This is a genomic window from Scandinavium lactucae (genome assembly GCF_033843265.1).
GTDB lineage: Bacteria > Pseudomonadota > Gammaproteobacteria > Enterobacterales > Enterobacteriaceae > Scandinavium > Scandinavium lactucae.
The window spans coordinates 38,586-52,339 of record NZ_JAWXRD010000031.1 but is presented as its reverse complement, the minus strand read 5'-3'; the positions used below and the strand labels follow the sequence as shown (position 1 = coordinate 52,339).

At 55.2% G+C, this 13,754-nt stretch carries 10 protein-coding genes; all 10 read right to left on the bottom strand.

Going from position 1 to position 13,754, the window contains the following annotated elements:
- Positions 1–1,380 carry a VasL domain-containing protein gene (locus tag SIK69_RS13680; protein ID WP_319786323.1) on the bottom strand — a complete coding sequence of 460 codons (1,380 nt, stop codon included), beginning with the start codon at positions 1,378–1,380 and terminating at the stop codon, positions 1–3.
- Between the two features lie 54 nt (positions 1,381–1,434).
- On the bottom strand, positions 1,435–1,908 hold the full coding sequence (locus SIK69_RS13675; RefSeq protein WP_319786322.1) for a hypothetical protein: 474 nt from the start codon (positions 1,906–1,908) through the stop codon (positions 1,435–1,437).
- Between the two features lie 22 nt (positions 1,909–1,930).
- On the bottom strand, positions 1,931–2,386 hold the full coding sequence (gene tssE / locus SIK69_RS13670; RefSeq protein ID WP_319786321.1) for a type VI secretion system baseplate subunit TssE: 456 nt from the start codon (positions 2,384–2,386) through the stop codon (positions 1,931–1,933).
- The gene (gene tssJ, locus SIK69_RS13665) at positions 2,386–2,931 is read right to left on the bottom strand and encodes a type VI secretion system lipoprotein TssJ (protein ID WP_319786320.1); all 546 of its coding nucleotides are present in this window, start codon (positions 2,929–2,931) and stop codon (positions 2,386–2,388) included. Before tssJ ends, tssE begins: the two co-directional genes overlap by 1 nt.
- Positions 2,909–3,994: a type VI secretion system baseplate subunit TssG gene (gene tssG, locus SIK69_RS13660; RefSeq protein ID WP_319786319.1), complete on the bottom strand. Its 1,086-nt coding sequence runs from the start codon at positions 3,992–3,994 to the stop codon at positions 2,909–2,911. Before tssG ends, tssJ begins: the two co-directional genes overlap by 23 nt.
- The gene (gene tssF / locus SIK69_RS13655) at positions 3,958–5,712 is read right to left on the bottom strand and encodes a type VI secretion system baseplate subunit TssF (RefSeq protein WP_319786318.1); all 1,755 of its coding nucleotides are present in this window, start codon (positions 5,710–5,712) and stop codon (positions 3,958–3,960) included. The genes tssG and tssF overlap by 37 nt, the downstream gene beginning before the upstream one ends.
- A gap of 329 nt (positions 5,713–6,041) precedes the next feature.
- Entirely contained in the window at positions 6,042–7,163 is a 1,122-nt protein-coding gene (locus tag SIK69_RS13650; RefSeq protein WP_319786317.1) for a PAAR domain-containing protein, read from the bottom strand.
- 31 nt (positions 7,164–7,194) lie between these two features.
- A complete protein-coding gene (gene tssA, locus SIK69_RS13645; RefSeq protein WP_319786316.1) occupies positions 7,195–8,796 on the bottom strand; it encodes a type VI secretion system protein TssA in 1,602 nt (533 codons plus the stop codon).
- Positions 8,796–12,278, bottom strand: coding sequence for an ImcF-related family protein (locus tag SIK69_RS13640; protein ID WP_319786315.1), 3,483 nt, complete (start codon positions 12,276–12,278; stop codon positions 8,796–8,798). The genes tssA and SIK69_RS13640 overlap by 1 nt, the downstream gene beginning before the upstream one ends.
- A complete protein-coding gene (locus tag SIK69_RS13635) occupies positions 12,275–13,483 on the bottom strand; it encodes a KPHS_23130 family T6SS system protein (protein WP_319786314.1) in 1,209 nt (402 codons plus the stop codon). Before SIK69_RS13635 ends, SIK69_RS13640 begins: the two co-directional genes overlap by 4 nt.
- Positions 13,484–13,754: the final 271 nt, after the last annotated feature.

Here is a 13,754-nt window from a genome sequence, read left to right as displayed (position 1 = left end):
TTACTCATTGGCGTAACTGATTTTCACCAACGGAGCATCACCTTTCGGCGATGACACCTGCTCCAGCACATGGATCAGCGAGTCCAGATGACGTGCCGCTTGTTCGATGTCCGCCGGAGGTGCATTTGCCTCTCCTGCAGCAGGTACCAGCTGTCGCAGCTGCTCCTCTACCGGGACCGCGCTGGCGAACGTGCTGGTGATACGCCAGACGATCGTTTTCAGTTCGCTGCCCGTCATGTACTTGCCTTTCTTCCTGTCCAGCGCATCCAGCTGCGCCGACAAGGCCCGGAGTTGCGCCATACCGTCATGCCAGCCTGTCAGTTCACTCGCGGGGAGCGTTCTGCCTGCCTGATATTGCTCCCAGCGATTGACCAGTGCCCGTGTTGCAGGATCATCCGGCCACAACGCCTTAGCCTGCGACACCAGGCCCTGACCGTAACGGAGTCGCCAGCCGGGTGCCAGTGTGGTTATCCAGTTGACCTGACTGGACATCCGCGCAAGCCACATCCCGGAGTGGGTCTTGCTGCTTTCAGTCCCGCGGAAAGCTTCAATCTGTGCCGGCGTCATCGCCTCCGGTACCCAGGCGACGGATGCCGCCATTGGCAGGGCCGCTTTATCCGGACGATGGGTAACCTGCCAGCCGAAGACCGTGGCAGTGCTGAGTACCAGTGCTGTCGCCATACCGGCCACAAAGGCCGGCCAGCGCTTCGGCGGCACGGGCTGTTCTTCAGTAACCTGAATGGCCACTTCCGGCGCTTTCTGGATGACATACACCAGGCGGCTGGCCGGGGCGTCTTCAGCTATGACAACGTCCTGCCCTGGTACCGTGTTCCCGGCAGGCTCATTATCAGGCTGAGGAGAGTTCTCCAGCCGGGTTATCGCGCTGCGTATCAGTTGCATCACCGGATTCATCTGGCAGGCATGTTCCAGTTCCTGGCGTCTGAGTATGTCCTTCATCTCCAGCAGTCGCTTTTCAGCGAGGACCAGGGCCGGTACATCTGCAGCTCCCAGCGAAAAAGTGCGAAACAGTTTTTGCACACGCTGCAGGAGGCCGTTGATTATCTCTGCCCGGGCATGTGCCGGCTGTGGCCAGAGCTGAGCCCACTGGTGGTTCAGCAGTGCCGCCAGTATGCCCAGCCCCTCGTTCAGACCACTGACCCGCGCCAGATGGCTGCGTGCCAGGGTATACCAGGCTCCGGTCTGCAGCTCCACACCGTTGATTTCAAACAGGGAGAGCGCCAGTTTTTCCACCTGCTTCCAGTCGACGTCCGGGCGGGCCGGATGCGTCAGCTTACTCATCTCGTCGCGCAGTGCCATAAACTCAGACAGTGAACGCGGGTCTCCACCGGTTCTCACCTGGCGGGGTTGTTCGTCATGCATGTTGGGTTGTCCGTGGGTATAAATGCGAACCAGGCTCACAATCAGGTGCAGGGTTTACTCAGGGATCAAAGACGCGATCATCGTAAAGAACGCCTCTTCATCAAACCGGGCTGGATTTCCGTTCTGCGTTCCTGCCGGGCACCAGGTCCAGTTATCCTGCTCACCACTGCGCATAAACAGTCGGTACAGGGGACTGATTTTGCCATCTGCAGTCAGGCAGACCTCAATACAACCGGTTACGCCCTGCCCGTACAGAAAAATGGGGGTAAACCGGATACTCCGCTGCGCGTAGTGCAGGTTAATACCCGGAACAGAAAACGCGCTCCCACCAATCAGAAACTCAATCAGGGAGATGGCGGTGGCTTCGGTGCGTATCTCTGTACCAGCAAGCCACTCATCCATAGACTCATGAAGCAGGCTTATCCGCTGACGAAATGCCGCGATATCCGCTTCTGCTTTCGTGTCAAAGGCGGCGCTTCGAGGATGCTGATGCTGCAATTTTTTCAAAAAACGGGCTTTTGCCGACATGCTTTCACTGTCCGTCAGGAGATTAGAGGCGAGTCTGTGCGTCAAGATACTGTTGCTGTTTGAGGTGACGTATCAGCACGCGACCTTCAGGCATAAATTCCGTGCCATAGCGCACCAGTCCGATGCCTTTCAACTCGGCATCGATGGCATAGCGCAGCTCACCGGGAATATGCTGCTCAAGCAGTACCACATCAATTTTCTTCAGCCGTGGTTCGTATTTGAGCAACACAGTTGATAAGGTTCCCATCAGTTCATGGGCCGTACCCGGCATTCCCTGCAGGATTTTGGTCATATCTGGCAGGCCGTAGTCCGGCAGGTGCGCCAGCGTACCTGCGCGGCAGTTAAGCACCCGCTGCATGTTATCGAGTACCGATAAAATCACCTGGTTCTGCTCACTGACCTGGCTGAGGCTCAGGCCACCAGAAAAATGACCGCTCAGCATTTCATACAGCGATGGCGTGTTGTGTCCCTGTGGCATCAGTCATCCTTCAGCGGCTGTAATGTCAGATGGTTATTCCCTGCTTCCAGAATACGGGGTTTATCCGGATCCAAATCATTGCGTTTGAGAACCTGCTTCCAGGTGCTGTTGACCATATCCGGGTGACGGAACAGCCCCACCACGGCCACAAACTGTGCGCTTTCTTCCATCGGCATATCGAGATTCGCATCCCCGCCCGGTTTCACCACCACATCGCGGGTCGCAAGCAGGTCAGCTTTCAGGATCGTGTCGCCGTCCTTGAGAAGCTGCTGGTAGACCGTTTGGTCGAATGCTTTGCGGTCTTTCAGCTGGTAAATACGGACCACCACCGGCTCTGACAGCGAATTGCTTTCGCGCGCATCGGTGTTCAGAGCTTCACGAGCCGTAAAGTCCAGGTGCAGCACCTTAATACTTTTGTAAAACACGGCGGTATAGACTGATTTTGTGCCATCTGCGACGCCCTGCGTCACGCCACAGCCCGTCAGGCTGAACGCCAGCAGTGCAGGTAGCCAGCACACGGGTTTAATCAAACTTGTACGTAACACGTCGGTTTCCTTGTTGTGGTGTTGCGGGCTCCAGCCCGGTGTAGTAACCCAGTTCCGTCGTAAAGGTCTGCGGGATATCGTCCGGGATGTCTTCATCTTCCGCACCCAGCACGCCATTCATCCCCAGCCAGAATGGGCCTTCGCCAAGCGGCGGCACGGCCAGCAGGCGGGTGGAGGTGGTCAGGGTGATTTTTGCCTTAAAGCGCCAGCCCAGATAGACCCGCAGCATCACCAGAAAGTCCTGATACAGCAGGCCATCCGGTTTCCAGCCCTGCGACTCCTGTTCGTTATCGGTGGACAGCGCAATCAGCAGCTGACTGTTCACATCCATTGCTTCGTCGCCAAGTGGCGTATTGCCGTCCAGCAGAAAATCGTCATCACCGTAAAAGCCCAGCGGCTGACTGACCTCCACCGGGCGAAGGCAATACGGATGCACCTGCACCCTGGTATTGGGTGCCAGCAGACTCACCAGGGCCTGCATCCCCTCCTGGGTTTTACCGGGCTGCTGCAGTACGCCCAGCAGTGACAGAAAACGCGACACCGGGGTTGCGATATGCTCAGCCGTACCGGGAATACCCAGCCCCACCAGACCCAGAAGTGACTGCGAAATGCTGTCGGTTCCGCTAGGCTCAAAGGTCGCCGGATAAGAGTATTTTCGCCAGATGCGGTAAAACTGCGTCAGGATGCGGTGGCTGAAGATATCCAGAAAGCCCTGCAGCGCCTCGTGCCCTTCCTGGCGCTGGGTGATGTCATCGAGATACGCGGTCGGCAGCGGAGAATCGACCCCGTACATCCCCATAAAGGTTGTGCGGATGAGCGGTGGCCTGCTGTCATCATCCTCGTCATATTCGACAGCCTTCAGCTCGCTCGCCGGGAAGCCCATTCCCGGATGTGGCGCAAACCGCACCGGGTCATCCGCGGGGTGGCTGGTTGACCCCAGCAGCGGTTTATCCGGATTACGCTTCTCCAGCAACTGACAGAAGCGATAGAAATTTATCCGGTGAAGGTCTGCCTCCAGCCGCGGGGTCAGCCGGGAATGCGGCGGTTGTGCTTCTCTTCCCATTCCAGGCGCTCTCCGGTTGGTTGCAGGATGATAATCAGGCGGTTAAACAGATAGATATCGGTGTAGAGCGCGAAGAAGCGACTCAGCATCTCGCCAAACAGGCAGATATCGCCTCGCCCGGCAAAGCCGTGGCTGTCCAGCGTCACCTCAATCTGCACGCCGCGTACCAGATAGCCCTGCTCGAAACGCTCGGTTTCGCTGTGTTTAACGTCAATGATGGCCTCCAGTCGACGGCGGTTCATCTCGCTGTCGGTCCATTCGTACAGCGCCAGGGTACCGCGCAGCACGTCGGCGTTATCCATCATCGACAGGAATCCGCTACCGAGGTGGCTCAGTACACGCCAGTGGAAACGGTCCTGCGCCGGCGGATAATAGGGTAACGTTGGCGCACACAGGTTACGGACGGCGATACTGGCCGAGGTGGTTTTCATCACCGTATCGAGCACCGTGCTCTGCAGTGCACGTCGTGGCAGCTGGCCATTGGTGCCGGTGAGCGTCAGCGACAGGCTCTCGTATTCCGGTACCGTGTGATTATCAAACGCTTCACCGCCGAGGATAAGCCAGGTGTTATGCAGCCCCGACGGGCCCCGGCGCACGCGGGTGTGGTAGTAATATTCCGGTGCTTCATGGCGCATCATTCCGCCTTTGTGGCGGAAGCTTGAGAATGGCACATAGGTATGCTGGCTCGATGACATCACCGATTCCACCGCGTATATCTCTGTATGCCCATCCTGCACGCGCATCGGACGCAGCATGTATTCGGTCTGCAGGGAGTTGAGCGTCAGCGGGTCAGATTCCAGCGGGAACAGGTTAATCACCGGCACACAGTTCAGGCGCAGATGCTTTTCGGTAAAACTGAAATCATGCTCCCAGCGCTCCGCCAGTGCCACGTCGATTTCAAACCATGGGAGCTCAGCCGGAAAGACCACGGTCTCCAGCCCACGCAGCCCTGTGAACATGAATTTCTCACGGAAGGTGAAGTACTCCAGCAGCAGCTGGTAGCCGCTAAAGCTGCTGCTTCCCTTCGGCCACAGGTCGTCATCATCGCCAAATCCCAGCGCGGTGAAATACCCGTCGAGCGGTCTTCTGTCCATGTCACCCGGCATCCGCAACCACAGGCCGGCCGTGTTCATGGTAAAGGCCTCATGCATGGCGCAGGCCAGCGGTGCGTCTGCGTTGAAGTAGAACGGGAGCAGACTGAGATCGACCCGGCTCCAGTCGGCCAGGTGGCTACAGTTAAAGCGCAGCGTGATGACCGAACGGCCATCCGGATCGGTCGCCAGTCGGGCACTCTCCAGTGACAATGGCTGAAGGGTAATCTCTTTGGTTGTGGTGTACCGACAGCGAGTGCCCTTCTCACCGATCGGCCGTGAGTTCACCTCAAAGCCTTTGACGATACGCATCTGCTCTTTCATCTCACGCCAGTCAGGGGTGAACTCCACCACCGACATTGACGGAATGGTACGCAGGTAATGCGGCCACAACAGGCTGACCAGCCCTTCGGTCAGTTCCGGCAGGTCATCGTCGAGCTTCTCACGCAGGCGCCCCATCAGGAAGGCAAAGCCCTCGAACAGGCGCTCCACGTACGGGTCGCGCGCCCCCGCTTTATCAAGGTTGAGCATTGCTGCCTGCTCGGGGTGAGCACGGGCAAACTCTTCGCCGGCTTCCAGCAGGTAGCGCATTTCAGCGTCATAATAACGCAGGGTTAAATCATCCATAGTTTATCAATATGAGCCAGTGAATTACTGTTTACGGAGGTAACGTGGGACCATGACAGCCAGCCACTTATTGAGATGATAAAGACTGCTTCTTTTTACTAATTCTGTTCAGAATAAGAAGATAAACGATATAAATAACGATAAATGAAATATTCGACGTACAATAAAACACCCAGGCCATGGAATAAGTATTGGTCACCAGATAATCAAGAGATGTGCCGATTAATACGGGTTCGTAGGTGTATTTTATGTTCAAGAAAGAAAGTGAAAGGACTGCTGTACTTATTAACAGAAACAGCGCAACAGGCAGAAGGATAAAAAGCAATTTTTTAATCATTAAGGTCCCCCTGAGATCGACTGAATGTCGTTGGGGCATAACCACTTGATCCCTTTCCAACAATACCACTTCCCTTACCTATTGTACCTGCAGTCTCATTACCGCTCCCCGCACCGTCAATCTTATTATAATCTGAAGCATTATGATATTTATCGATGAATTCGTCAGTCATTTTCATCACTCTCATATCTGTGGGGTTGGATGCTAAATCCTCCAGATAAGCATTCAATGACGAGGGGATCGAAAAGTCTTCACTGTAGCCAAAGGTATCAAGCAACTTCACATCAAATATTCCTGTGTCTGCCATTTTAAGCCCGGTCACTGACGTTGTTGTGCAATTGTTGACGGCAAGGTTATAACTGTCAATAACACGACCATCTTCTTTTATATCCGGACTGGTATGTTTTCCGTCTGGTCTAATGTCGCTGGAAGCCCACAGAGAATTAAATATTGAAAGGGTGCTGGATTCGTCAACATCCAGAATTTTAAAAACCGACGCCCCCATACGGTAAAGCTCTTTTGTATAAAATCTCTCAGCCCTTTCACCAGAATATTTTATCAGTACACCTTCGCCTACAGGGCTAAACCCTTCCTGATCGTAGCGCCCATAGGTAAACACATAAATAGCGTTTTCAATGTGTATGGATACAAAAGCATGCCCGGCACCTTGTGTTTCCGTCCACAGAAACACCCCCTCGGTTAATTCATTCTGTTCCGCAAAACACATGCCGGTCAGGCTGTTTTGAATGACCGCTGGATTATCTGTTAGGCTGGCAGTCTCTGTAATATCCTTTTGGTCAGACAATACATCTGAACGTGCACCGCCTCCTCCAATTTTCTCGTACGTATCATCCATCATCGACGGAATAAACTTCGCTTTGCAGGGGCAGGTACTGTAGCTGTCGAGGGTTCCGGCCATTCGCCGGTCATGAATGGTATCGTTATCGATGCCACCGGCTATCCTGAAAAGCCCGGCATGCTTCCCGCAGGTCACACTGTCCTGTTCCCGGGCAACAGGTTTATCAAACAGAGTGTGATCCTCTGCGCCCGTGGTGATTTTCCCACCGCAGGTCGTCTTGTCGCCCTGCACCAGATAAAAACCTTCTGCTGGCATATGTTTTCCTTTTCGCTGAATTCAGTCCCGGTTACCCACAAAGCACTGCACTGCTGGCCGGATCGAGCGCAATCAGACCGGACAGAAGCAGGTCCATCTCAGGCTGAAGCCGTGATTTATCGGTTTCACTGCGTGTGGCTTTCATACGCAGCAGCCTGAGGCGGCGTGATTTCACTTCAAACAGCAGCGCTGGCGTCCACTGCGTGAGGGTGATGGCCTGCGCTACGCTATCGAGCTCCCCCAGCAGATGCAGGGCCAGTTCATTTCTGCCCTTCTGCTCAGCCACCCGGGCCATCAGCAGGCGCAGCAGCCATTTGTCTTTCGTGGCGTCCGTACCCGGACGAGTCTGCAGCCAGTGAAGTGCGGCATCCAGTCCGTCAGTGTCAGCTTTATCCAGCGCTTCCGTTTCAAGAGCCAGAATGTCGTTATCGGTTTCGCTGACCGCGCTGACCGGCTCGTCCTGCCAGCCGGGCATATCATCCAGCACGCTCTGGTTAATCCAGTTCAGTGTGACTTCATCGGCAAACGGTGTGCCATCATTAAACGCCAGCGTTTCAAGCCCGGTAAGGCGACGTAGCAATCCTTTCAGGTCTGCGGTGATGATGTCGGCCAGCACATCCTGCCCCGACTTCACCAGAGCCTGATGGATATACCACTGCAAATCCAGCCAGAGGTGATTGGCGCCACGCGAGAAGGCGCTGTCCGCCTGCTCCAGAATTTCTGACCAGTTCTGCTGCAGGTACAGACGTTTGAGCATGGCGCGCTGGTCTGCACGGGGTGGTTCTATTCGGGTTTTCCCTTGTGCATCCGGGGCAGGAATAGCACTCAGCGTGTCATGACGCAGGCTTTTCATCAGCCGGTGTGCGGCAAGCCAGCCATCGGGCTGATCACGCAGATATTCCGTCAGGGTACGGGCCTGGGCCAGTAAATCCTGACCGGAGGTAATGCGGTTCAGAGCCGGTGCGTCTGACTCGGTTGTATGTGTGGAGGTCTGTGACTGAGCCTTATTACCGGCGTTCTGCGGCAACACGGCATCCACACCACCGGCTTTCATCAGGCGAGACTCCAGCGCGCTGTACAGGGCATTCAGCTCTGGCCGTGACGCTTCCGGTTCTGACTCAAGACTGTCGCGGATGAGCAACAGTGCACCGGCAGTGCGCTGTGCATCGTCGCGTACCACTTCCGGCCAGAGCGACAGGCTGTCGAGCACCCGCGAGCTCGACAGCCATTCCAGGGCCGCTTTACGGCTTCGCTCACGCTGCGGATGAAGCTGCATACCATAGCGCTGTATCAAACCCGCCAGCAGTTCAAGCCCTTCGGCAAAGCCGGTTTCCCCGTCCTGGTGCAGACGCGCCCAGCAGTAATAGGTGGCAATACGGATATCTTTGGCGGTGGTGGTCAGCAGTTTTTCGGCAAGCGTGCAAATCAGCCGGGTATCGATACCGGAGAGCTTATTGACCTCTTCGCGGATACGCTGAAAATCATCGTCATAGCCCGGGTCTTCTCCGGTCGGACTGGTGTCATTTACCGGAGCAAGCCAGGGCTGCCAGTTTTCCGTGCGGACCTGCGCCTGTTGACGCAGCTGAGTTTCGTCAGCCTGACAGGCGGCAACCAGATTCTGCAAAGTGCTCATTATTCGATTCCATCCATGTCACTGTTTCCGGTGTTGGCCATCAACGCCTGAGCGGTGGCCGCGCTGTCGACACTGAATATCTGGTCCGGCAGCGTGAAACCGCGTAAATCCAGCAGCGCCAGCGGACCTTTTCCGAGTTGTGAGCGCAGTACCCACTGCAGGGTTCGACCGTCCGGGGCGGTAAAGCTCATCATCCACTGGCTGCGGTCAAGCTTCTGGCGTTTGCCCTGGTCCAGCCAGCGAATGAAGCCCCAGGTCCCGCTGTAATCCCCGAACAGGCGCGCCCCGGCGTTGACCGTAGTCCAGGTGAGCATGGTTCCCGGCTTATAAGTGTCTCCCGGCCAGCGGAAGCTCTGCCAGTCGGTCATCTGGTTGAAGTAGTGCAGCGGCTGACCATCGATGGTCAGCAGGGTTTCCACCACCTGCGGTACAGGGCGGGCCTGCAGCTCAAAGCTGATGCCTTGGCTTCCATCGGTAAACAGAATGTCTGACAGCTGGCTCAGCTGATTAATCGCCCGCAGGAAGGCCGGGTTAAAGCTCAGTCCCTGACTGTTGACCTTATCCGGTACCCACTGGCTGCCTTCTTTGTGCAGCACACCGTTAAGCTCTGTCGTCAGGAAGCGCTCAATACGTCCGCTGTCCTTGCGCAAAAACTCAGCCAGCATCGGCAGGGAGGCATCACTTTTACTCGCTGCGAACGGGAAGCGCCCGTCAAAGGCAGTATGCCAGTTCGCCACCACGGAGCGGCTCCATTTATCATTCAGGCTGGCCGCCGACGGCTGAAGCACGGTCTCCCAGGCCTGAGTCAGCGGCTGCACAAACATCGTGCTGCCAAATCCGCTCCACTCCTCACCAAGGCTCGCGGAAATCAGGCTGCCATATTGTTGGGTGTCAGTCAGGTCCACGCTTTTGCCCTGGAACACGGTCTGCGCCAGAGTCTGCATCATCTCCTGCGGGTCGGAGGCACTGGCCACCTGTTGCAGACGCAGACGTACGCGGGTGATGCGGGTCAGATACGTCTGCAGGCTCAGTGAAGTGTCAGCCGACATGACGTTGCTGCCTTTGTTTTTACCCAGAAGCTGAAGCAGCGGGCCAAAGGTTTCATCGAGCGGCCCCTGCGGCCCTGACGCAGACTGGTCAATCGCAGGGTTGTCCTGTCCGCCTACAAGGTCTTTAGCCGATTTGATGATGGAGTCCGAAAGGCCTTCGCTTTGCTGGCCAGTCTGTCCCTGCCAGGCAATGGTATTCATCAGGGCAATCAGCGGCGACTGGCGGACATCGCTCATCAGCGTCAGCTGGTCGGTGACGTCAGCAATGTTGTTTGCCGGATTAAGTCGCAGGCTGTTGAGGAAGCTCAGCCAGCTGTCGGCAAAGTCCGTGAAGTAACGTTGCGTCAGACGTGCTTTCAGGGCTTCCGGTGACAGGTCTGAGGAAACCGCTTTTCGGCTGTCACTCAGCACCCAGTCAATTTCATCCCGGCGGGAATTTGCGGCCTTTTCGATAGCCTGCTGAATACCCCCTTCCCACGCCTGGCGGGTAAACATGCCCGGCACCACCTCATCGGTGGTAAACAGGCGTCGCGCATCGGTACCACTGGTCATGTCTTCCAGAGACACATCAGCGAAGTTACGGCGTACTGATTTGAGCATGTTCTCGTACAGCGTACTTTCAGCGTTGCGCTGTCCAATCTGCTGCAACAGCACCTGACGGCTCTGGCTGACCAGCTGCGTATCCGGCGTGATTTTCCACTGCGGCTGCGTTGGCAATTCGGAGATGTAGAAGGTCCACAAATCCGGCGACAGGCTTTGCCACAGGCCGGTTGAGATGCCCGTGCGCGTCGGCTGCACGGCTTTCATGGTCTGCGCGTAAAATGCGCCGTCGATTTTATCCGGACGGGACATCATTAACCAGGCTTTCAGCTGGTCATAGCCCGGCTTCACCAGTTGTGCCCGCTGGTCGCTGTTGGGGGCTGAGTTTGCCAGTGCGCTGAGCTTCTGCGTCAGGGCGGCATTTGCCGGGTCGCGGATCAGGCGGTTGTTCGCCACGCCGTACCAGGGCAGCATTGCGTCGAGCAGCTGCTGGTTATGGTCCAGACCGAAGCGCTGGTACCATGGCGCGCCGTCCTGAAGACGATGCTGCAGGCGGCCGGCGTCATTACGCAGCGTATGCAGGGCCGTCAGCTGGTAATCCGATACGGAAGGATGCTCCACCAGAGCATGCGCCTGCTGCGCCACAGAGACAATCTGCAGACGGTTGACCGCAAACGACAGCAGCGTCCCCGCCCCCCAGACACCGATAATGGCCATCAGCGTCCAGGCCAGCGTCTGTTCCCACGCCATCCCGACGCGGCGGCCACGTACGCGGGTACAGTCATCTACGATGCCCTGCCAGGTCACCGGCAGGGTCAGCGCATGGCGTTGTGAGCCCGGGATATATTTCTCCGCGTCGGCAGGTGCATCACCGGCTGTTTTTCCTGCGATAGCGGCGGGTTTATTCTTCGGCAGGCTGAACATCAGGCCACGCAGCGGAACACGCTGCTGGGAGCCAGCCAGCCATGGCACCAGTTGCTGAGCCCAGCGGGCGATGCCGCCGTCTTTGAGATGCTGGCCCAGGCGCAGCAGGAAGTCGTGGCCGTTGTCCTCAGCGACCTGACTCATCCCCTGCGTTCGCAGGGCCGGCAGCATCAGCTCAAGCTGGCGGGTAATATCGTCAGGCTTAGCACGCAGCGGGAAACTGGCCCCGACCACCTGTTCAGTGCGTTTTGCCTGCGGCCAGGTGCTGTCGCACAGCTGCCACAGCCAGACCGGGGCGGAATAACGGAGCAGCTCGCTGATTTTTTCCAGGCCGCGTAAATCGTTATCGCTGATTTGTGGTGTCAGGTTAAAAGACTGCGGCATGACGCGAACAATCCCGTCCAGTGGGCGGCCGCGACGCAGTTTACGCAGCGCGGTGTATCTTTCCTTATCGGGCTCAGCAGTCAGACTGCCGCCGTAAAGCAGAACAGTACGATTACCTTCAAGCCACTGGTTTTCCTGCAGGCCAGGTACCAGCTGCTCGATTGCCGCCTCATCGCCGGTGATTAACAACAAACGGGTTTTACGACGCCAGTAAAAGCCAATACGGGAGCGGAGATGCCCCCGAATCTTGTCACACATGGCCACTGCAGGGTTAACAGGCGCGTTATCATTTTCCCGTTTCTTTTTCTCATCATCACCGTTGGTATTGTCGACAAGCGCATTAAACTCCTGCTTGCCGGCACTGCGTACCGCCGCCAGAAGCACCACGGAAACGATAAGGGCACAGCCTGAAATACATCCGCCAGCGATAAGCCAGTAAATTTGCTGCTGACTACCGTCTTCAATCCCGGCTATATCCGGATGCTTCCAGACAATGAACGTCATAACGGCTAACAGCAAAAAGAAAATCAATGCGACAGCAAGATAGCGGTCTTCCGTAGTCTTCGGTGCTAAAGGTAGCTTCACGGATCCATCTCCTGTCGGGAAGCAATCGGGGTAATGAGCGTGCTCCACAGCACATTCTGTGTGGTATCACCGCAGATAATCATCTGTGGTGACTGAGTTTGTCGGGCGATTTCAGTGGCGGCAGCGATAGCCAGCCAGGGGGCTGCAGCTCCGGCATGTCCCATGGATGTATCGAGTGAAATGACGGCGTCGTCCTCTACAGACTGCGCAGGGTGTGCATTCTGGCACCCGATAACTTCTGCACGCTGTTCACCCGTCAGCCCGGCAAGCCATAAATTTTTCACGATATTTTCTTTGAGCGGGACGTTATAAGCGACCATGTTCATCCCCTCACTCAGTTCACCTGATGGAGCAGCATCTGGCCGGTGCAGCAGCGCGAGAGGTTCGAGAGCCTCCTGGGTCAGGCGGTTGCCAAGAAGCAGAGCAACGGCTGCTTCAGCAGTATTGTTTGAAACAACCGGGTCAATCTGAAGGCCAACAATCAATAACATTGCTTTATCTTTAATACGTTCATTCAACCAGCGGTCGATTACACTGAGCCCACTCCCTTCACCATATTCAACAGGAAGATTAATATTGTTCTTTTGCCAGGTCTCATCCCAGTAATGGCGAATACTCTCCAGAGGCAGCGATGTTGTTACATCAAAAAATACCACCAGTGGTACTTTGTCAGGGATTTGTGCGAAAGGAATGCCAGCAATCAACTTCGAAAAAACATTCGTTATCACGAATTTTAGCGAGTCCTGCGGGCTAGAAGAAATTTGGCTCATCCTGGAGCTTTCATTACCATCCCGGTCGACCTGCGAAACAATAATGCTATCGTTATTTTGCATGGCAATAGCTGTATCTTTCTGAGCAACTGATGAGTGGCCGGTAATGAATGTTGCATTCAGCACCTGTAGTGCACGACGTGCCTTACGGGTTTCTCGAAGAATCCATTGCTCTCGCTGTTTGTCGAAAGCATTTGCTTTGCTATCCTGCAATGCCCACAGAAGCAAACAAGAAGCAAACGGAACACTCCACAAAACAATAGGCACACCTAAAGCAATCTTCCAAAAAAACAGGTTTTCAACATAACGCCCAAATATACGCATTAATATAACACTGACCGAAAGCATGGCAACCAGAGCAATAAGCCAACGAGAATATTTCAGAGACTTCGGTCTGGAGTAGCATTCTGGCAAATGTTTAAGTGTATACGACATGATTATTCCCTGCTTACTTATTATCTAAAACGATCAAAATCATGTATATTTTTTGAATTACCATGATTTATACTCAATGCATGATTCAAAATTATTATCGTTTGAAGGATCGAAGGTTGAGCTACTTGCAATAAAATCCTCATTAGCCAGCTCAATAAAAAGACCTTGCTTATTATCAATATATGCAAAGGCTATAGACCTCAGACAATTTACATCGAAAACACCATAACTAACACTTTTTTATAGTATTATAAGGGGCATTAAGATTCAT

What these genes read in the sequence shown, in the direction of transcription:
- SIK69_RS13680 (WP_319786323.1), bottom strand. Translation starts at nt 1,380, where the DNA reads ATGCATGACGAACAACCCCGCCAGGTGAGAACCGGTGGAGACCCGCGT.
- SIK69_RS13675 (WP_319786322.1), bottom strand. Translation starts at nt 1,908, where the DNA reads ATGTCGGCAAAAGCCCGTTTTTTGAAAAAATTGCAGCATCAGCATCCT.
- tssE (WP_319786321.1), bottom strand. Translation starts at nt 2,386, where the DNA reads ATGCCACAGGGACACAACACGCCATCGCTGTATGAAATGCTGAGCGGT.
- tssG (WP_319786319.1), bottom strand. Translation starts at nt 3,994, where the DNA reads ATGGGAAGAGAAGCACAACCGCCGCATTCCCGGCTGACCCCGCGGCTG.
- tssF (WP_319786318.1), bottom strand. Translation starts at nt 5,712, where the DNA reads ATGGATGATTTAACCCTGCGTTATTATGACGCTGAAATGCGCTACCTG.
- SIK69_RS13650 (WP_319786317.1), bottom strand. Translation starts at nt 7,163, where the DNA reads ATGCCAGCAGAAGGTTTTTATCTGGTGCAGGGCGACAAGACGACCTGC.
- tssA (WP_319786316.1), bottom strand. Translation starts at nt 8,796, where the DNA reads ATGAGCACTTTGCAGAATCTGGTTGCCGCCTGTCAGGCTGACGAAACT.
- SIK69_RS13635 (WP_319786314.1), bottom strand. Translation starts at nt 13,483, where the DNA reads ATGTCGTATACACTTAAACATTTGCCAGAATGCTACTCCAGACCGAAG.